Genomic DNA, 20,393 nt, shown 5'->3' on the forward strand with positions numbered 1-20,393 from the left:
GTTCATCCGAAGCGACTATCTTTTGGCGAGGGGGAAGGCTTAACAACTCCAACTCCAACTCCAGCGGCCACACCGGCGAGCAACGATGTAGAAATCAACAGTGGACGCTGCATTCCAGCGAGCAACAACGCTGCTTTCCGGCGAGTAAGTCACCGATGCTTACCCTGATGAAAATTTTGGTTCAATCCAGGCGACTCCCAGAGCTAGCGTAGAGGGGGATTCGACTAAGTCTGCGCTGCAAGCAGGTTGAGAGCGTCCCACGGGAAGCACCTTTGCGATCACCTTCAGTCGACGGATCACCCCGACCGGAAACTAACCGATGCCGAGGTCAGATCCGCCATTATCGGACAACCCCGGCCCATGCTTAACCACGTCAATTCGCACGCATGGGCTTGTGTGCAAAACCGCACTTATCGTGTGCGCCTACACGACGAGACGGCAAATAGTTCATTACGCAAATACGTATTACGAGCAACGTTGAAGCAAGGTGGTGCCACATGGATTTCTACGCAGTACGTCAGCGTCGTGTTCCTCGCTGGGAGTCGTGGTGACAAGCGTCGACATGGCTGCCCCCGCCGAGCAAAGGTCACGGCGCGCCGGCGAGGTGCCCGCAATCCGGCGAGGCTTCCCAACTCCCAGGTTCGCGCGCCGGACCATTGCGGTGCCGACCGTGCTGGTCTGGCTTGGTTCGTTCGTTGCGTGGTCGGCGGCGACAGCAGCGGTTCTCTACGGAGTGGGTCCTTGGTGGCTGGTGGTCACCATCGTCGTTCAGGGTCTCGTAACCTTTTCTATGTTCACCGTGCTGCACGAATCGATTCACCACACCGTCGGCCGGCCAGAGTGGATTAACCAGATCTTCGGCCGCTTGTCTATGCCGTTCGTCTCGTTGTTCGGAACATTTCCAGTACTCGCCTATATCCATATCGCCCACCACCGCAACACCAACGAAGATTTCCATGACGATCCGGACGCGTGGAGTATCACCGGCCCGCGTTGGCAGCTGCCGTTGCGCTGGTTGACGATCGATGCCTGGTATTTCCGCTTTTACCTAGCGCGCCTGCGCCGGCAGCCGCGCAAGTACGCCCTCGGATTTGCCATACAACTCGTTCTGGCCGTTGCCCTCGTAACCACCATCCTGATTCTCGGCTACGGGCGAGAGCTGGTGCTCATCTATTTCATCCCGCAGCGGATCGGCATGGGCATCCTCGCGTGGTGGTTTGACTGGCTGCCCCATCACGGGCTCGGCGGCACGGCGAAGACCGACCGATTCCGGGTCGCCCGGGTTCGGGTGGGCCGGGAGCGTGTTCTGTGTCTGTTGTTGATGTATCAGAACTATCACTTAGTCCATCACATCCATCCTGCGATCCCGTTTTACCTGTACGTCAAGGCATGGAGGGCAGCAGAAGCCGACTATCTGGACCGAAACGTGCCGATCACCACCGGGTGGGGACAGGAAATGACTCCTTCGGAGTACCGCACATGGAGGTCACGTCGCCGCACCGTCGGTGTGGATAGCGGTGATCGCATCGCGGAGATCGATGGGTAGCGGGTCGGCGGCGGTCAGGGTGTGGTTGCCGGCCTTAATCTTGACGGTGCGGTGTCGGTGGGCGGTTCACACGAATGTCGTAATGTTCCAAGCGGTTTGGGTCTCGAGGTAGTGGCGGTGAAAACAGTGGTGGCCGCCTCAATCGCGGTGATTGAGACGGCCACCTACGGACGCGGCTATCGCATGGCCGGTATCAGAACCCCGGCGGCGGTGGCGGCCTGAACGGTCCACCGGGGGGCGGCGGCCCGCCTGGTCCACCCGGCGGGGGCGGCGGCCCGCCCGGTCCACCCGGGCCCGGTCCCCACGGTTGCCCTGGACCTGGTGGCGGTGGCGGGGGTGGATCCGCACTCGCCACCGCGGCACCAAAGCCCGCCGCGGCGACCCCAAGGGCGCCCGCAAGCAACGAACCAGCGATTACTTGTCTGACCTTCACTCGACCCATTCATCCTCTCTGTCGGCGGTTCCTGCACCGGGCCGGCACGAAATCGACGTACTCGCACCGCATTTCCCGGTCACCGTGCCCCACTCGTCGCCGAGTCGGAGGCGGTACCGCGACGGTAGGAAGTCAGCCTGAAGCCGACCTGAAGATCGCAGGGGAAGCCGTGCTTCGAGGCGCTAGTGATCGCCCGTCAGCGCGGCGGAAGACGGTGCGGTCACGGCGGTCAGATGCCACTTGTCCAGCCAGGGCCGCACCAATTCGGCGACGGAGAATTTGGCCCGGGCCGCGCACCCGGCTTTCGGGGTGTAGGGGTCGCCGCCCCGGATGAGGATGCCGACGGCGCTGACGGTGCCGTCCTTCTCATACATATAGACCGGGCCGCCCGAGTCGCCGCACTGGCCGCTCGCCAGGAATACGACCTTGCTGCCGGTGACCTCCACGATCTGTCCGCAGGCATCGGCGCCGGAGCCCATGCCGAACTTGCACAACTGCTTGCCGATTTGCAGGTTGGTGGCGACACCGGTGACCGGCAACGACGAGGCGATCGCCGAAGACTGGGGAATGTTGTCGCCGTCCAGCGTGATCAGCCCTATGTCGTGCTGTTCGTTGTGGACTCCCTCGCTGATCGTCTCGCTGAACGTGCCCAGCGTCGCATAGGGAATGACGCCGCCCAGGTTCATGGTCACCCTGCTCGGTTCCCCGGGACGGTTGCAATGCCCGGCGGTGAGAATCCCGGACTTGCCGGTGCTGGTGTGCACCAGAAATCCTGCGGTACAACCCATTCCGCCGGAGCCGTCGGCATAGTCGACGTAAATTCCGGTACCCGGGCCCACGGCGCTGGCGGCGGGCAGATCGATCGGCGCCAGGACGGGCGGCGGCGGCGTCGGCTGCTGCGCCGGTGTGGCGGTACTGGGGAACAGGCAGACGGCCGCGACGAGGGCGGCGATGCTGCACACGACCGCGAGGGTGAGCAACGAGGTGTGAATCTTGACCCGGTGTGCCTGCACGTTCGTTCCGGCGAACACGCTTCTCTTCGACTTGCGACGCCGCTCGCCGCGGCTGGGCAGGAAGCCCATCACGGCCAGCACCGCTAACACCAGGGCGCCAAGGGGCATCGCGAAGGTCCGAGCCGGCGAGTACGGCGTCCCCCAGCTCGCGACCTCCAGCGCGTACACCCTCACTATTAGATCGATCTTTGCCGCACCGCGGGGCGGACTGAACGAAGTTGGTGATCAGCCGACGGTGGCGGGCTCGGGGGAGGGCTCGTCGTCGACGGGACGCGCACGGCGGTGGTGCCGACGGAAGTGGCGGATCTCGATGATCAGCCCCGTCAATCCCAGCGCACTCGTGACCGCCGACACCAGATACAGCAGCGCGCTGATGTGACCGGCGAGCGCATCGCCGAGAACCACCACGGCGGTGGTGCCGGGAAGCAAACCGGCCAGAGTCGCCACCGCGTAGGGCAGCACCCGCACGCTCGACGCGCCCGCGGCGTAGTTGAGCGCCGAGAACGGCACCGCGGGAATCAGGCGAAGTGACAAGACGGCCAGCCAGCCCCGTTGTCGCAGGCGCTCTTCCACCGTGTCGATCGAGCGGTGGCGCACCAGGCGATTCAACCGCCACCCCGCCGCGCGCACCAGCAGCATCGCGATCATCGCGCTCGCGGTACTGGCGACCACCGCGATGCCGACGCCGAGCAGCGGGCCGAACAACAGTCCGGCCGCCAGGGTGAACGCGGTGCGCGGAATGGGCACCACCGTCACGACGATGTGGGCGATCAGGAACGCCAGCGGGAACCACGGTCCGACGGACTGCGCCCAGTCGCGCATCAGCACCGGCGAGGGCAGCGGAAGCCGGGATGCCAGCACCACCAGCGCTGTGATGCCCACCACTGTCCAGGCGATCCGCGACCGGGACACGCTTCGCGCGGCCACGCCGATCGCGCAGCCGAGATCGCGCAGCGTTTCGGTGATTTTGCTGGTGGCGGAACCCGTCACGTCTACCTAGGTTACGGGTCCTCGATGGATACGGCGTTTCGCGCGGCTGGCGTTTCCTCGGGAATCGGTCCCGCGCTGCGCGCCTGGCGGTTTTCAGCGACGAGCGGTCATCAATTAGCCTCAGTAGCTAAGTGGTATCCCCAGAGCAGTAGCCCAAATGCTGGGAAAAGGGAGCAATCGGTGTCCATTGATGTACCCGAGCTCGCCGACCTGGAACAGGTTCGCGGGCGTTGGCGCAGTGCGGTTGCCGGTGTGCTGGCTAAAAGCACCCGGAAGGACCCCGAGCAGTTGGGGGACGCGCCGGAACGGCTGCTGGAAACCCCGACGTACGACGGGATTGCGATCCGCGCGCTGTATACCGCGCTCGATGAACTGCCGGAACCGCCGCTGCCGGGTGAGTGGCCCTACGTCCGCGGCGGCGATGCGCTGCGGGATGTCAAGTCCGGCTGGGCGGTCGCCGAGGCTTTCCCGGCCACCCCGGTGCCCGGTGTAGCGGCAAAGGACGTCAACTCCGCGGTGCTGGACGCGCTCGGCAACGGGGCCAGCGCGCTGGTCTTGGGGATCGGTGAATCGGGCGTGGCGCCCGACCAGCTGGGCGAGACGCTCGCGGGTGTCTACCTGAGCATGGCGCCGCTGATCCTGGAAGCCGGCGCCGACTACCCGGCGGCCAGCGACGTGGCGTTGGCGCTGGTGGACGGGGTGGAACCCGACCAGCGCGCCACCTTGTCGATCGACCTGGGCGCCGACCCGCTGAGTGCGGCGCAAAGTGGCCGGCCCGCGCCGAAGATCGAGGACGTGGTTGCCGTGGCCAAGCGGGCCGCCGGTCATGCCGGCGTGCGCGCCATCACCGTCGACGGGCCGGCTTTCCATAATCTCGGTGCCAACGCGACGTGGGAGCTCGCCGCCGGTGTCGCGGCCGCGGTGAGTTACCTGCGGGTGCTTACCGAATCGGGGTTGTCAATCGGCGAGGCGTTGCGGCAGATCAGCTTCCGGTTCGCCGCCGATGACGACCAGTTCATGACGATCGCCAAGTTCCGCGCGGCACGTAATTTGTGGGCGCGGGTCGCCGAAGTTCTCGGTGAGCCCGATGCCGGCGCGGCCGTCCTCCACGCCGAGACGTCGCTGCCGATGATGACCCAGCGCGACCCGTGGGTGAACATGCTGCGCTGCACCCTGGCCGCGTTCGGGGCCGGTGTCGGTGGCGCCGACTCCGTGCTGGTGTTTCCGTTCGACGTAGCGATCGACGGCGGATTCCCAGACATCGCAACGAGTTTCGCGCGTCGCATCGCGCGTAACACGCAGCTGCTGCTTCTCGAAGAGTCACATGTGGGGCGCGTCCTGGACCCGGCCGGTGGTTCGTGGTTCGTGGAGGACCTCACCCGCCGCCTGGCCGAGCAGGCCTGGGCGCATTTCCAGGCCATCGAGGCGCACGGCGGGTTCCCGGAAGCCGGCGACTTCATCGCCGGTCAGATCGCCGAGGTAGCAGCCCGCCGCAGCGACGACATCGCTCACCGCCGGACCGCGATCACCGGTGTCAACGAGTTTCCGAACCTCACCGAACCGCCTCTGCCGCAAAGCGACTCGAGGTATTCACCGCTCGCCGCCGGAAAGCTGGTGCGTTACGCCGTGGAGTTCGAAGCGTTGCGGGACCGCTCCGACGCCTACCTGGCCCGGACCGGATCACGCCCGCAAGCGCTGTTGCTGCCCCTGGGGCCGTTGGCCGAGAACAATATCCGCGCAACATTCGCCTCGAACCTGTTGGCATCCGGCGGCATCGAGGCCATCAACCCGGGAACGGTCGACGCCGACGGTATTGCGTCGGCGGTGGCCGCAGCGGGTGCGCCGACGGCGGCGGTCATCTGCGGCACCGACAAGCGCTACCAGGATGAGGCTTCAGACGTCGTGCGCGCGGCCCGAAACGCCGGCATTGCGCGGGTCTATCTGGCCGGGCCCGAAAAGGCCGTTGCCGATGCCGAGCACCAACCGGACCAATTCCTGACCGCGAAAATCAATGCGGTCGAAGCTCTGTCGGATCTGCTCACGAGGCTGGGGGCGTAGTAACGATGACGACCACCGCACCTGCTGTCGGCAGCTTCGCCGATGTCCCGCTGCACAGCGAGCGGACTGTTACGCCGGCGACCGAAGCCGCCGTCGAAGAACACGTGGCCGCCGCCGCGGCCGCGCACTCGTACACACCCGACCAACTGCAATGGCAGACGCCGGAAGACATCGACGTCAAACCGGTCTACATCGGGGCAGACCGTGCCGCCGTCGAAGCCGACGGGTATCCGCTGCACAGTTTCCCCGGCGAACCGCCGTTTCTGCGTGGGCCGTACCCGACGATGTACGTCAACCAGCCGTGGACGATTCGGCAGTACGCCGGTTTCTCCACCGCCGCGGAGTCCAACGCGTTCTACCGGCGCAACCTGGCCGCAGGCCAGAAGGGTCTGTCGGTGGCCTTCGACCTGGCCACCCACCGCGGGTATGACTCCGACCACCCACGCGTGCAGGGTGACGTCGGAATGGCCGGTGTGGCAATCGATTCCATTCTCGACATGCGTCAGCTGTTCGACGGCATCGACCTGTCGACGGTGTCGGTGTCGATGACCATGAACGGCGCGGTGCTGCCGATCCTGGCGCTGTACGTGGTGGCCGCCGAGGAGCAGGGCGTACCGCCGGAGAAGCTTGCCGGCACCATCCAGAACGACATCCTCAAAGAGTTCATGGTGCGCAACACCTACATCTATCCGCCCAAGCCGTCGATGCGCATCATCTCCGACATCTTCGCCTACACCAGTGCGAAGATGCCGAAGTTCAACTCCATCTCGATCTCCGGCTATCACATCCAGGAAGCCGGCGCCACAGCCGATTTGGAGCTGGCCTACACGCTGGCCGACGGGGTCGACTACATCAAGGCCGGCCTGGATGCCGAGCTGGACATCGACAAGTTCGCGCCCCGGCTGTCCTTCTTCTGGGGCATCGGAATGAACTTCTTCATGGAGGTCGCCAAGCTGCGGGCGGGCCGGCTGTTGTGGAGTGAGCTGGTCTCGCAGTTCGACCCGAAGAACGCCAAATCGTTGTCGCTGCGCACACATTCGCAGACCTCGGGCTGGTCGCTGACCGCACAGGACGCCTTCAACAACGTCGCCCGCACCTGCATCGAGGCGATGGCCGCAACGCAGGGGCACACGCAGTCGCTGCACACCAACGCGCTCGACGAGGCGCTGGCATTGCCCACCGACTTCTCGGCCCGCATCGCCCGCAACACTCAGCTGGTGCTGCAGCAGGAGTCTGGCACCACGCGGCCGATCGACCCGTGGGCAGGCTCCTATTACGTCGAATGGCTGACTCATCAGCTCGCACAGCGGGCCCGCGCCCACATCGCCGAGGTCACCGAGCACGGCGGGATGGCGCAGGCCATCAGCGACGGCATCCCCAAGCTGCGCATCGAGGAGGCCGCCGCCCGCACCCAGGCCCGCATCGACTCCGGTATCCAACCGGTGATCGGGATCAACAAGTACCAGGTCGAAGAGGACCACGAGGTCGAGGTCCTCAAGGTCGAGAACAGCCGGGTGCGCGCCGAGCAGCTGGCCAAGCTCCAGGAGCTGCGGGAGAGCCGTGACCAGTCGGCGGTGGAAGCGGCGCTGGCGGAACTGTCGCGTGCCGCGGCCGCCCACGGCCGCGCCGGTGAGGACGGGCTGGGCAACAACCTGCTCGCCCTGGCCATCGACGCGGCCCGCCACAAGGCCACCGTCGGCGAAATCTCCGATGCGCTGGAGAAGGTGTATGGCCGCCACCAGGCGGAGATCCGTACTATCGCCGGGGTCTACCGCGACGAAGCACGGGGAGGTGGAAACATGACTTCCTTCTCCGACGCGACCGAACTCGTCGAGAAGTTCGCGGAAGCCGACGGTCGCCGGCCCAGGATTCTGGTCGCCAAGATGGGCCAGGACGGCCACGACCGCGGTCAGAAGGTGATCGCGACGGCGTTCGCGGACATCGGATTCGACGTTGACGTCGGGTCGCTGTTCTCCACGCCCGAGGAGGTGGCCCGCCAGGCCGCCGACAACGACGTGCACGTGGTCGGGGTGTCCTCGCTGGCGGCCGGTCATCTGACGCTGGTGCCCGCGCTGCGCGAGGCGATGGCCGCGGCGGGGCGGCCCGACATCATGATCGTGGTCGGCGGCGTCATTCCGCCGGGCGACTTCGACGAGCTGTACGAGGCCGGGGCCGCCGCCATCTTCCCGCCCGGGACGGTGATCGCCGACGCCGCAATCGGCTTGCTGCACAAGCTCGCCGGGCGGCTGGGTTACACGCTCGACTAGATGGCTTCGCAACGGAACGACTCCGTGGATCGGTTGGCCGAGGCGGTCCGCAACGGTGACCGCGCGGCGTTGCCGCGGGCCATCACGCTGCTGGAGTCCACCCGCGCCGACCATCGCGAGAAGGCGCAGCAGCTGCTGCTGCAGCTGACGCCGGACGCCGGTGATGCGTATCGGGTCGGCATCACCGGAATCCCCGGGGTGGGAAAGTCCACTGGCATCGAGGCCCTCGGCATGCATCTGATCGAACTGGGCCATCGAGTGGCGGTGTTGGCCGTCGACCCGTCGTCGACACGAACCGGCGGCTCCATCCTCGGCGACAAAACCAGGATGGCGCGCCTGGCAATGCATCCGGATGCATACATTCGGCCGTCGCCCACGTCGGGCACCCTCGGCGGAGTGGCCAAGGCCACCCGCGAAACGGCGGTCCTGCTGGAGGCCGCTGGCTTCGACGTGATCCTCATCGAAACCGTCGGGGTCGGTCAGTCCGAGGTGACGGTGGCCAACATGGTCGATACCTTCGTGCTGTTGACCCTGGCGCGCGGCGGCGATCAACTGCAGGGCATCAAAAAGGGAGTGCTGGAACTCGCCGACATCGTCGTGGTGAACAAGGCCGACGGGGATCACGTCGCCGAGGCCCGGTCGGCCGCGCGCGAGCTGTCAGGGGCGATCAGGTTGATACATCCGCGTGAAACGCTCTGGCGGCCGCCCGTTCTCACGATGAGCGCGGCCGAGGGGACCGGCCTCAAAGAATTGTGGGACACCGTCGAACATCATCGGCAGGTCCTGCGCGACGCGGGGGAGTTCGAGGCGCGCCGCCGGGCCCAGCTGGTCGACTGGACCTGGCAGATGGTGCGCGACACGGTCCTGGACCGGCTGGTATCCAGCCCGGCGGTGCGCAAGATCCGCGCGGACGTGGAGCGAAAGGTCAAGGCGGGGGAGCTAACTCCCGCGCTGGCGGCCCAGCAAATATTGACGGCCGCGTCGACCTAACGGATAGATAAACAATGTGGATTTCGCTCCTACGGGGTGTGTAATCCAAGTAAATTCAAAAGTGTGACGGTGGATATCAGAGTCGATCGCCGCGCGGTCCGTGTCCACGATGACCTTGACGCAGGTCATCGTGTGTCCGGCGCGGCGGACTCACACTTCGGTTGCGTCGTTCGTAGCTTCGCTGGCATGTTCCCGGCCCGCCGGTTCGGCGGTGGGGCGCTAGCCGTGTATGTCGACGGCCAGCCTGTCGTGGACGTCTGGACGGGTTGGGCCGACCGGGGCGGCCAGCGCCCGTGGACGGAGAACACCGCCCCGATGGTTTTCTCGGCGACCAAGGGCATGGCCGCCACCGTCATCCATCGGCTCGCTGACCGGGGGTTGATCGACTACGAGGCTCCCGTCGCCGAATACTGGCGCGAGTTCGCGGCCAACGGCAAGGCCGACCTGACCGTGCGCCAGGTGATGCAACACCAGGCCGGCCTGTCGGGCCTGCGGGGCGCCACCCAGGAAGAACTGCTCGATCACGTCGTGATGGAGGAGAAGCTGGCCGCGGCGGCTCCCGGACGGCTGCTGGGCAAATCGGCGTACCACGCGCTGACGTTCGGCTGGCTAATGTCGGGCCTGGGCCGGGCCGTAACGGGTAAGGGCATGGGCACGCTGATCCGCGAGGAACTCGCCGAGCCGTTGGGCACCGACGGCCTGCACCTCGGCCGGCCGCCGGCTGAGGCGCCGACGCGGGTCGCCGAGATCATCGGCCCGCAAAATATGATCAGAAACCCGGTCGTCAGCTATGTGACGCGCAAGGTCGCCAACGAGATGTCCGGGGCATACCGGTCGATGTACTTCAAGGGCCTGATCGCCGCCGTCCAGGGCGACACCCCCTTGCTGGATGCTGAGATCCCCGCGGCCAATGGCGTAGCCACGGCGCGCGGGCTGGCCCGGATGTATGGCGCCATCGCCAATGGTGGCGAGGTTGACGGCATCCGGTTCCTTTCCCGCGAGCTGGTCGCGGGTCTGACGGGAGAGCGGAGCCTGCGACCGGACCGAAACATCTACGTGCCGTTGGCTTTCCACTTGGGTTATCACAGCTTGCCGCTCGGCAGCGTGATGCCAGGCTTCGGTCACGTCGGGCTGGGCGGTTCGGTCGGCTGGGCCGATCCCGCCTCGGGGGTGGCCTTCTCGCTGGTACATAACCGGCTGTTGACGCCCCTGGTGATGACCGATCACGCGGCGTTCGTCGGAATCTATGCGTTGATCCGCAGGGCTGCGGACAAGGTGCGCAACCGCGGATTCCGTCCGGTCACCGAGTTCGGGGCGCCGTTCTACGAGCAAGCCGTCGCCGGCTGACGACGTCGGGCCATGGGGTGACAAATGTCACAACCCCATTTCGAGGTCCATCGAAAGATGGAACGTGACTCCGGTTGGCGTTCAAGGGCTTTCACGACCAAATCCATAGCATCGTTCGCAAGTCTTCCGGCCGTTCGTCGTGACGCAGCTTTTGCCACAATCCTCACTACCTAGAGGGCGCGGGCGACGCGCGGTGACACGTCACTGCATCGCGGAGTGATCGCGGTGCAGTGACGTGCTCGCACGCCGATGGGATCAAAGGTCGCCCGAAGCGGTGAAGAACCGGCAATAATGGCCGTTGCCCTGATGTCGCCTGTGCGCCCACAACATCCGAAAGGTTTGGATCCGCCATGAAATCTGACCTGGCGCTACACCCATGATTGAAGCGCTTGGGATCGCGATGGTGAAGAACGAGGCCGACGTCATCGAGGCTTTTGTTCGACATAACTTGGGCTACATGGATGCGCTGGTCATAGTCGATAACGACTCGGTTGATGACACCCGCAACATTCTCGTGCGGTTGCAGCGGGAGGGATTACCCATAATCTTGTTCGATGATCCGGTAGTGGGTTACTTTCAAGCCGAGATCATGACTGCCGTGTATCGGAAGGTTGTGCCTAACTTCAAGCCGCGTTATGTGTTTTTACTGGATGCTGATGAGTTTGTCGTCGCGCCCTCGCGGGAGGCGTTGTGCGCTCAATTACAATCGATGCGTCCGGGTACCCAAGCCCAGTATTGCTGGCGCACCTACATCCCCGCTCCAACGGGACTCGAAGGGGATGCTTCAGATCCCTTACGAAGCATCACCCACCGGAAGGCGGAGGAGCGCTCCTGGTGGAAACCGATCATCGTCACCAAGCCGAAGATCGATATGAAACTGCGGATCAAGCAAGGCAACCATGACGTCACGTACGCCGGCCGGCCACTTCGCAAAAGGAAGCTGAGGGACGTGACGATAGCCCACTTTCCGGTCCGAAGCGTCGACCAGTTCACCAGCAAAATCGTGGTTGGCTGGATCGCCAATTTGGAGCGGAATCGCTACCGGCTCGACCTAGCACACGCGATTCACTGGAAGGTGGTTTACGAGCGGATTATTCGCGGACCTTCGTTTACCGCGGAGGACTTGACCCGCGAAGCGCTCAAATATGCGGACTCCTCCGGGACGGAACTAACGTGGCCACGCGACGTGGTCCCTGACCCCGTTGCGCCGGGTTATGAGAGGTTGACCGCGCAACCGGCTGTCAGCTGCACTCCGCTCCAAAAAGTCGTGAGGTCCATCGACAGGATATTCAATCCTGAGGCCGACGTCTCCGGTCTGGAGTCTGACATCCGATCCCTGAAGAATTCGCGCGGGAAGATTGCGGCATGGCGACATGTAAAGGGGCAGTTCGGGAAGGGCGGAGGATCGGAGACGGTTTTACACGCGGATTTACCACCCTTTCGCTATCTTGCGGAGCGCCATTGTCCTGCATCCGTCTTGGCGATCGGCCGGGGCTCGGGGGCGTACCTGAAGTTTTTCGCTTCTTATGGAGCGACGCGGATAACCGGCGTCGACAGCTGCGACCGACGACCAACCTACCTTGGAGCCGACGAATACGTGCAGGCCGATCTCGTGGAACCCGTGGACCTCGCCGAAACCTTTGATCTGGTGATGTGTGTGGACCCGCCGCAACGTATCCCCGCGGAGTCGGAACCCACTCTTGTCGAGAGCATCGTGCGCCATGCGCGTGAGCGCATCGTCCTTTCTGGCGCGCCGACGGGGCGGTCCGGAGGAAGCAATTTCAACGGGCGGCCGATGTCACACTGGCTCGACTTGTTTGCGTCGGCTGGATGGCATCCTTGCCTATTCGATTCATCTACGCTGCAATCGCTTTCGACCTTTCCATGGTTTCGTAGCGGCCTCGTGGTGCTCACGCGCGACAGTGCGGACGCCGGGATTGCGCGCGAACGCTTGATGGACTCCGAACATCGGTCGATCAAACGGAACAAGCAGCGGCAGGCCGTTATCACTCACTCGTTTGCCGACGAAGAGGCTAAACTGTTGGCTCATCGGGATTCTCGGGTCGTGGCTGCCGCGAACGTATGGCTGCGCGCACTAATATCGCATGCTTGGAAATGACTTGACCGTCTATTGCTCACCGTGGGGCGTGATTCCTGGCGTGCCGCCGTCGGCGGATACCGCCTGGGACCACCCATACCGTCAACGCGCAGCCATTCACCATGAAATACTTCGACGGTGAGCCCACTGGCGATCGAGGTTGTCGGCCTCACGAAGACATTTGGCGGATCCACGCCTGCGCTAAACGGCGTTAGCTTTTCGGTTCCGGCCGGGACGGTATGCGGCCTGCTCGGCCACAATGGCGCGGGCAAAACGACCACTGTCAACGTCCTGTCCACGCTGATCCGCCCCACAGCAGGCCATGCCGTCATCAGCGGATTCGACATCGTTCGTCAGGCCGGCCAAGTGAGGGCGAGCATCGGGATGGCCGGCCAGTTCACCGGGATGGACCCTTTCCTCACCGGGCGGGAGAACCTGGTGCTATTCGGCAGGCTGCGTGGCCTGCGCCGCCAGAAGGCGAAGGCTCGTGCGGACGAGCTTCTCGAACAGTTCGACCTCGTCGGGGCGGCCGATCGGCGGGTGTCCACCTACTCCGGCGGCATGCGGCGTCGCGTCGACTTGGCTAGCGCCCTAGTGGTGCTGCCGAGGGTGCTTTTCCTCGATGAGCCGACGACCGGGCTGGACCCACGGAGCCGCCGTGCCATGTGGTCGCTGGTGAGCTCGTTGGCCCTGCAGGGAGTCACCGTGTTGCTGACCACGCAGTACCTGGAAGAGGCTGACGTGCTGAGCGATTCGATCGTGGTCATCGACCACGGCCAGGTGATCGCCAGCGGCACGGCCGAGGACCTCAAGCGCAGGGTGGGCTCTAGCTATTGTCAGGTGACCCCGGCTAATCCGGCCGACCTGCCTCAGATCGCGGCGGCGCTGAGTGGGCTCGAAGGAACCGATATCGACACCGAAATGAATTTCGTGTCGGTGCCCGCCCCCGACGGGGTGACCACACTGGGTGAGGTGTTTAGACGGGTCGATGCACTCGGCATCGAACTCATCGACATCTCGCTGCGCAAACCCTCGCTCGACGAGGCATTCCTGCATCTCACCGAGCGGACCGCTGTACGACCATGACCGCCCTAGGCGCCCTGACCGAACGTGCGCTTCGCGCCGCTGCGCGTGACGGCGGGCTGATGTTCGAGATTTTCTCGCCCGTCGGATATCTGGTCGGCTTTTCCCTGGCGCTGCACGGCCTAGTCGACACCGGACATATCAGCTATTCGCAGTACTTGGTCCCTGCGGTCGCCATCCAGGCAGTGGTTATGGTCGCAATGCTCACCGCGGACCGCGCAGCACGCGATCACCTGCATGGGCTGGGGGAACGGTTGAGGACGCTGCCGATCGCCGCGGCAGTCCCGGTGAGTGCTCGAATAGTGGCGACCCTGGTCCGGGCTGCGCTGGCCCTGGCGGTGGCGATCGCCGCTGGCTACGCATTCGGATTCCGGATGACCGGCGGAGTGGCCTACGCATTGGCCTTTGTCCTCATCGCGTTGCTGCTGGGCCTAGCCGTGGCGCTGGGCGCCGACGCGCTGGGTTCGAGTACCAGCAGTCCCCAAGGGACCAGCCACGTACTGTTCGTACCCCAGCTGTTGCTATTCATGCTGTCGACCGGCATCGCCCCTGAGAGCACCTTTCCCGGATGGTTGCGCCCGTACGTACGTAACCAACCGCTGTCATTGGTCGCCGAAACACTGCGCGGATTGGGCTCCGGTCATGTGGCGCTCGGCAATTTGGCGGCCAGCCTGGCGTGGTGCGTGGGGATGGTGCTGGTATTCGGCGCGATCACGCTGTGGCTGCAGAGGCGAAGCTAGTGGTACACCAGGCCCCGTCGCGAGGCTCGCTGTTAATCCAGAGCTGGGTGCAAGCCGGCCGACTGCTTACCGAGTGGCGGCGCGAGCGAACGGTGCTGGTGGGATCCCTGATCGTCCCTGTCTGCCTCTTGCTCGTTTACGTCGTGGTACTGGACGAGCGGGTGCATAAGCTCACCGGCGTGGAGAGCGTTTACGGTCTGGTCCCGGTGTGTGCGGTGCTGTCGGGAGTGTTTGGCTCCCTCAGCACTTCGCTCGGCATCGCGATGGAGCGCGATTCCGGACTGCTAAGCCGGATGTGGGTGCTGCCCGTACACCGGGCAAGCGCGCTAACCGGCCGGTTGACCGCGGAGGCCGTGCGCGCTCTCATCGGAACGATCCTGATCACCGCGATCGGACTCGGGATGGGCCTGCGCTTCACGCATGGCTGGGCCACGATAGTGGTGTATGTCCTGATCCCTCCGGTCGTGGTCGTCGGTTTCACGGCATTGGTCATGGCAATCGCCATCCGTACCAATGGTGTCGCCCTCATGACCTGGCTGGCGGCCGGGACCGTTGCCCTTGCATTCCTCAATCCCGGCACTACGCCGATCAACATGTTTCCCGATCGGCTTCGGCCGTTCGTTCGTACACAACCGATGTCTGCACCCATTGAGGCGATGTGGGGACTGGCCCACGGTGGGCCGTTGTCGTGGCCCCTGGCACTAACTCTCCTCTGGACGCTCGTGCTGTTCGCGGTATCAATCCCCATCGCCGTCCGGGGCTACCGGAGCGCCGCAGAGTCCAGCGCGTGAGCCGTCTTCGGCACACCGTCCCTGCTCAGCTGTTCGGCCGCAAGATCCTGCGTTGACGCGGATTGCCTTGCGGCGGCCCGTTTTTGCGTGATTGCGCTGACCACTGTCGGTGTAACTCTTCGTCGAGTCTCTGCCGGGTAGAACGCACGGAGTCCAGCGGTTCGAACGAGACGATGCGTGTTCGCGATGAAAGACCTTTTCGTTGTCGTGTTGGGCGGCTTCCTGCACGTAACCTGCCACAGCCGTATGGCGCCAGGCATAACTCTCGCGGCGCTGGACCAGTCTCGATCATCAGTCTGATTTGAACGCCGCGCGCGGGGCGCGTGTTTATCTACGTTCGCGTAAACTCCCCGTGTCAGACAAAGCTGCGGTGACTTACACGGTCTACGGGGGCCGATGATTGAAAGGGCTCAGATTCGGATGAATCTTGACCGTGGAGCTAGATCCGACAAGATCGTTGGCAACTTTCGAGGCGTCGTGGATAACACCGCCGGCTCTAGGGATGCTAACCGCCCGGTAGTCCTATTCGTATTGGGTACGCAGCGTTCCGGAACCTCGGCGATCACCCGGGTTCTCTCACTTTGCGGTGGCACGCTCCCCCCTGGCATGTTGGGTGCCGATGCTGGCAACCCACGTGGCAACTGGGAGCCGCGCAAAGCCATCGGCATCAACGAAGCAATTTTGCATCGTCATGGCAGCGCCTGGTTCGACCCTTCAGTGGCCTTGCTGGAGGACGGGGCATTGGGCCCCGACGAAAAAGCGGCTTGCGTCGCCGACATCAGCGCTTATCTCAAGACGATGCCGCCTGCACCGCTCGTGGTCATCAAGGATCCCCGGATAACGACCCTTTCTGACCTGTGGTTCGAAGCCGCGAGTCTGGCCGGACTCGATGTCGCGGCCCTGATTGCGGTGCGCCACCCACAGGAGGTTATAGCGTCGGTCGCGGCATCTTGGAAAATCTCGCCGGAACTCTCGAGTGCTCTGTGGCTCAAATACAACCTGCTGGCAGAGCGAAACACACGCGGTGTGCCACGCGTGTTCGTTGAGTACACCAACCTTCTCGATGACTGGCGCAGAGAGATGAAGCGGATTTCCACGGCGCTTCCCATCGATCTCGAGACCCGGGAAGAGGACGCGATCGACGAGTTCCTCACACCCGACCTTCGGCGCCAGCGAAACTACGGACCGGTGATAGAGCGTTTCGGCACGGACTGGATCTCCGCCTCCTACGGTGCACTGTGTACGGCCGCGCGAGACGATTCGCCTGACGTGGCCACACTGGATCGCGTTTTCGACGCGTATCAGGCGAGTGAACACGATTTTCGGGCAGCGTTCGAGGATTACCACAGCCGCTCGAAGAGCGTGCAGTCGCGAATCTTCCGGCCGGCTATCGTGAAGCCCGCCATCGAGCTTGTGGCGATGATTCACCGGCGCAGGGGAACGTGGGCTTAGGTCATCCGGGTTCTCGCCGCCGCGGCGGCGTCCTTGTTTCCCGAAGTTGTATGCGCGAGTTCGGTTCAAGCAGCGCGCTTTACGTGTTAGGGCGCAACGACTTTCATCCGGCAGCCAAGCCGACGCCGAGTATCAGAGGCCGCCGGAGCGCCACCGACACCGATCACACGCAGTCGCCGGTCAGGAAAATCGCCTCGAGCGGGCGAAGTTTTCAACCAGATCGGCAGTGTTGGAAATGGTTTCGGCAGGCTTGGTCATCCGGCCGGCGAGCTCTCGGGCGCGGATCGCGTAGTCGGGTGCGAGAATCTGGCGCAGGTCTGCGACGAGCGACTCGCGGGTAGTCGTTGAAAAGCGCCGGGACGTGCCGACCTTCAACCGTTTGAACTGAGCCCCCCAGATTGGTTGATCGGGCATCGTCCAGAGAATCAGCGTGGGAACCCCCGCGCGCAGGCTTGCGGCTGTGGTGCCCGCCCCGCCGTGGTGAACCACCGCGCGGCAGGCGGGGAAAGTTGCCGCGTAGTTCACTGCGCCTACCACCTTGACGTGCTCGAAATGGGGGACGTCACGGAAGTCGGTCCAGCCGGAGCAAATCAATGCCCGTTCGCCTAATTCCGCGCATGCGCTAGCGATCATTTCAACTGTCGCGGAGGGGGATTCGACCGCGAAGCTGCCAAAGCCGAAGCAGATCGGCGGTTTGTCCGCGGCGATCCAGGACGCGACCTCGTCGTCGGCTCCCGTGGTCAACTCCATTGTGAGCGGTCCGACGAAGGGCCGTTGACCATTCCATTTCGCCCACTCGGCTGCCAGGCCGGGGAAGCAAATCTCGTCGTACGCTTGGATTTCCAGCGCTCCGCTTTCTGCGAGGCGTCGCCAAGAGGTGCCTTTCGCCTTCGGCAGGCCTAGTTCGCGGCGCTGAAGATCATCGAGTTTCTTGGTCAGGAGATGCCAAGTCGCCAAGCCCATCGCCGTCATTCCGAAGCGGATTAACGGCGGAGGTAGTGTCCCAATGAGTTGCCCGTTGGGTCTGATCGGGAAGAAGTGCAGCGTGGCAAACGGGATGTCGTAGTATTCCGCGACGTTGGCGGCGGCTTGTTCGAAATTGAGGCCGGTCAGCAGCAGGTCGGCGTCTTGCGCCAACGACTTCAAAGTCGTGTTCATATGCACCCACAGTTCGGCGACCGGGTCCCACAGCCCGTGCCACGCTGCCCGCAGTTCGTCGAGCTTCCAGAACTTGTGGAAGATCAACGTCCAGAATTCGCGGTTCGCTTCGAGGCCCTCTTGGAGGCCGTCCGGCGTGTCGAGCCCATAGGCGACCGCCGTAAGGCCAGTGGACTCGACAAAGCTCACCAGGTTGGGCGGGACGGCAATGCGCACATCGTGCCCTCTACGCAGCAGTTCGCGACCGACAGCGACCGAGGGCTCGATGTCTCCGCGAGTGCCAAAGCTTGCCAGAGCAAACTTCATGAGAATCCCACCCTTTTCACTCCATACCGCCGAAGTTCTGCGCCATCATGACATCCGAGGCATCTTCGGCGCAGCTTATTGAGCAGTGTCGTAGGTCGTTTCGGCACGGGTCCTGGGAAGCGGCCCTGTCAAACTAGTGCGGTTTCGCGAGATGCTGTTCGTTAGGCAGAGCTGTTTGGACCTTGTGGCTGTGTTGATTGGGTTACGTTACTGATATGGATAGGTCCGACGGTCATCGGGTTACCTGTGATGGCGGAGCTAGGGTCGAGGTTTGGTATGCCCGCCAGACATCGACGCGATACGCGCAGACGAGACGGATCTTCTGCACGCAGGCGTGCTTTCTGTTAGATTCGCTCGTTTCGGAAAGGGTTGTCAGATGAACCGGATCAAGGCCGTGAGGCGGGCGCTCGACGATCGGTCGAGCCGCGTCTATCTGGAGATCGGCGTCTCACGCGGGACGGCGTTCCGGCGCATCGCGGCCGAGGAGAAGATCGCCGTTGACCCGGCGTTCAAGCTCTCGGCGCGTACGCGGCGGCGCGCTGACGCGAAAGCTAGCGCGACCCACTATTTCGAGACGACTAGCGACGCCTTTTTCGCGAACGAGACAGCTTTCCTCAAGCAACGTCGCATCGACGTCGCGCTGATCGACGGCCTGCACACCTACGGGCAGGTCGTTCTCGACGTCGAAAACACTTTGCGGTATTTGCGCGACGACGGGGTTATTTTTCTGCACGACTGCAACCCCACGCGGGCATCGGTCGCGTGTCCGGCAGACTCGTACGCCGACTTTCGTAGGCAGAACCGCTGGTGGGAGATCGACTGGAGTGGTGACGTCTGGAAGGCGATCGTCTACCTGCGCAGCACTCGGCAGGATCTGCGGATTGCGGTGCTCGACTGTGACTGGGGCGTGGGCATCGTACAAAAGGGAACTCCGGAATCACGACTGTCCTACTCGCCGGCGGAGATAGAAGCGCTCAGTTACGCGGATCTGGCCGCCGAGCGTGAACGGCTGCTCAATCTAAAGCCGCCCGCATATCTTGACCAATTGCTGGCCTCAGAGCGCCGGATCTCCTCCAGTTCGTGAAGGCCAAGCTACGGATCGGCATTCTCGGCGCAGCCCGTATCGCTCCCTTGGCGCTCATCAACCCGGCCCAGGACAACGCCGAAGTCGTTGTTGCCGCAGTGGCCGCCCGCGATACGTCTCGCGCTCAAGCTTTCGCCGTCAAACATGACATCGGCCGAATTCACGACGGTTACGACGCGCTGATCGTCGATCCAGAAGTGGACGCCATCTACAACCCGCTTCCAAACGCTTTGCACGGCAAGTGGACCCAAGCTGCGCTTGCCGCGGGGAAACACGTGCTGTGTGAAAAGCCGTTCACTGCCAATGCCGTCGAGGCCCGCGAAATCGCCGACCTGGCCGCGAAGTCAGACCGGGTCGTGATGGAGGCACTCCATTATCGCTACCACCCATTGACTTTGGGCGTCGAGGAGATCATCGCCTCGGGGGAGTTGGGCAAGTTGAAGCGGGTGGAGGCGACCCTGTGCTTTCCGCTGCCGAAGTTCTCCGACATCCGCTACGACTACTCATTAGCCGGCGGGGCGACAATGGATGCCGGATGTTATGCCGTCGATATGGTTCGTACATTCGGCGGTTCAACGCCGGAAGTCGTTTCGGCACAGGCGAAATTGCGTGACCGTCAGGTGGACCGGGCTATGACGGCCGAGCTGCAATTCGACGCCGGGCATACGGGGCTGGTCCGCTGCTCGATGTGGTCCACCAATCTGTTGCAGATGAGCGCCAAGGTGATCGGCGATCGTGGTGAGCTGCGTGTGCTTAATCCGGTAATGCCGCAGTCTTTCCATCGGCTGTCAGTTCGGTCTGCCTACGGCAAACGAGCGGAACGCTTCCCACGCCGCCCTTCGTACGCATATCAACTCGATGCTTTTGTCGCCGCGGTGCTGCGGGGTGAACCGGTGAAGACAACACCGGAAGCCGCGATCGAGAACATGACCGTCATCGATGCGATCTATCGCGCTGCCGGACTTCCGCTCCGCCAGCCGGCTTAAGGCTGATCGCTTCGGCTAGTGGCGGCTTCCGACCACGGGCGTTGGCGGGTG

At 63.8% G+C, this 20,393-nt stretch carries 14 protein-coding genes and 2 pseudogenes; 12 read left to right on the plus strand and 4 right to left on the minus strand.

Annotated elements, in window-relative coordinates; all coding sequences use genetic code 11:
• Positions 1 to 547: 547 nt before the first annotated feature.
• Entirely contained in the window at positions 548 to 1,546 is a 999-nt protein-coding gene (locus A5782_RS22690; protein ID WP_231986762.1) for a fatty acid desaturase, read from the plus strand.
• Here A5782_RS22690 and A5782_RS26585 read toward each other — a convergent pair.
• The 3 genes and pseudogenes from A5782_RS26585 to A5782_RS22700 form a co-directional block, all read right to left on the minus strand.
• Positions 1,487 to 1,660: pseudogene (locus A5782_RS26585) on the minus strand (IS1634 family transposase); the annotation flags it as partial. The gene A5782_RS22690 and the pseudogene A5782_RS26585 overlap by 60 nt on opposite strands.
• A 501-nt stretch (positions 1,661 to 2,161) precedes the next feature.
• A complete protein-coding gene (locus tag A5782_RS22695; RefSeq protein WP_067104337.1) occupies positions 2,162 to 3,169 on the minus strand; it encodes an endopeptidase in 1,008 nt (335 codons plus the stop codon).
• 48 nt (positions 3,170 to 3,217) lie between these two features.
• Positions 3,218 to 3,982, minus strand: coding sequence for a TVP38/TMEM64 family protein (locus A5782_RS22700; RefSeq protein WP_067104338.1), 765 nt, complete (start codon positions 3,980 to 3,982; stop codon positions 3,218 to 3,220).
• Between the two features lie 180 nt (positions 3,983 to 4,162).
• Here A5782_RS22700 and mutA point away from each other — a divergent pair, with 180 nt between their 5' ends.
• The 9 genes and pseudogenes from mutA (at position 4,163) to A5782_RS22745 (ending at position 16,808) form a co-directional block, all read left to right on the plus strand.
• Positions 4,163 to 6,040 carry a methylmalonyl-CoA mutase small subunit gene (gene mutA / locus A5782_RS22705; protein ID WP_067104339.1) on the plus strand — a complete coding sequence of 626 codons (1,878 nt, stop codon included), beginning with the start codon at positions 4,163 to 4,165 and terminating at the stop codon, positions 6,038 to 6,040.
• A gap of 5 nt (positions 6,041 to 6,045) precedes the next feature.
• Entirely contained in the window at positions 6,046 to 8,307 is a 2,262-nt protein-coding gene (gene scpA, locus A5782_RS22710; protein WP_067104340.1) for a methylmalonyl-CoA mutase, read from the plus strand.
• A pseudogene (meaB, locus tag A5782_RS22715) lies at positions 8,308 to 9,308 on the plus strand (methylmalonyl Co-A mutase-associated GTPase MeaB).
• A 52-nt stretch (positions 9,309 to 9,360) separates the two neighbouring features.
• Positions 9,361 to 10,644: a serine hydrolase domain-containing protein gene (locus A5782_RS22720; RefSeq protein ID WP_067104342.1), complete on the plus strand. Its 1,284-nt coding sequence runs from the start codon at positions 9,361 to 9,363 to the stop codon at positions 10,642 to 10,644.
• A 376-nt stretch (positions 10,645 to 11,020) separates the two neighbouring features.
• On the plus strand, positions 11,021 to 12,763 hold the full coding sequence (locus A5782_RS22725; protein ID WP_067104343.1) for a glycosyltransferase family 2 protein: 1,743 nt from the start codon (positions 11,021 to 11,023) through the stop codon (positions 12,761 to 12,763).
• Between the two features lie 117 nt (positions 12,764 to 12,880).
• Positions 12,881 to 13,828, plus strand: a complete 948-nt coding sequence (locus A5782_RS22730) for a daunorubicin/doxorubicin resistance ABC transporter ATP-binding protein DrrA (RefSeq protein ID WP_067104344.1) — start codon at positions 12,881 to 12,883, stop codon at positions 13,826 to 13,828.
• A complete protein-coding gene (locus A5782_RS22735) occupies positions 13,825 to 14,565 on the plus strand; it encodes an ABC transporter permease (protein WP_067104345.1) in 741 nt (246 codons plus the stop codon). The genes A5782_RS22730 and A5782_RS22735 overlap by 4 nt, the downstream gene beginning before the upstream one ends.
• Complete coding sequence (locus A5782_RS22740; protein WP_197694319.1) at positions 14,565 to 15,356, plus strand: ABC transporter permease; 792 nt, start codon at positions 14,565 to 14,567, stop codon at positions 15,354 to 15,356. Before A5782_RS22735 ends, A5782_RS22740 begins: the two co-directional genes overlap by 1 nt.
• A gap of 420 nt (positions 15,357 to 15,776) precedes the next feature.
• Positions 15,777 to 16,808 carry a sulfotransferase family protein gene (locus A5782_RS22745; RefSeq protein ID WP_067104354.1) on the plus strand — a complete coding sequence of 344 codons (1,032 nt, stop codon included), beginning with the start codon at positions 15,777 to 15,779 and terminating at the stop codon, positions 16,806 to 16,808.
• Positions 16,809 to 16,988: 180 nt separating this feature from the next.
• Here A5782_RS22745 and A5782_RS22750 read toward each other — a convergent pair whose 3' ends face one another.
• Positions 16,989 to 18,272, minus strand: coding sequence for a glycosyltransferase (locus tag A5782_RS22750; protein ID WP_067104346.1), 1,284 nt, complete (start codon positions 18,270 to 18,272; stop codon positions 16,989 to 16,991).
• A 376-nt stretch (positions 18,273 to 18,648) separates the two neighbouring features.
• On the opposite strand from A5782_RS22750, the gene A5782_RS22755 reads away from it, so the two are divergent.
• Positions 18,649 to 19,356, plus strand: coding sequence for a class I SAM-dependent methyltransferase (locus A5782_RS22755; RefSeq protein ID WP_082943057.1), 708 nt, complete (start codon positions 18,649 to 18,651; stop codon positions 19,354 to 19,356).
• Positions 19,353 to 20,342: a Gfo/Idh/MocA family protein gene (locus tag A5782_RS22760; protein WP_067104347.1), complete on the plus strand. Its 990-nt coding sequence runs from the start codon at positions 19,353 to 19,355 to the stop codon at positions 20,340 to 20,342. The genes A5782_RS22755 and A5782_RS22760 overlap by 4 nt, the downstream gene beginning before the upstream one ends.
• Positions 20,343 to 20,393 lie beyond the last annotated feature (51 nt).

It is taken from the genome of Mycobacterium sp. 852002-40037_SCH5390672 (genome assembly GCF_001665875.1).
Taxonomy (GTDB): Bacteria; Actinomycetota; Actinomycetes; order Mycobacteriales; family Mycobacteriaceae; genus Mycobacterium.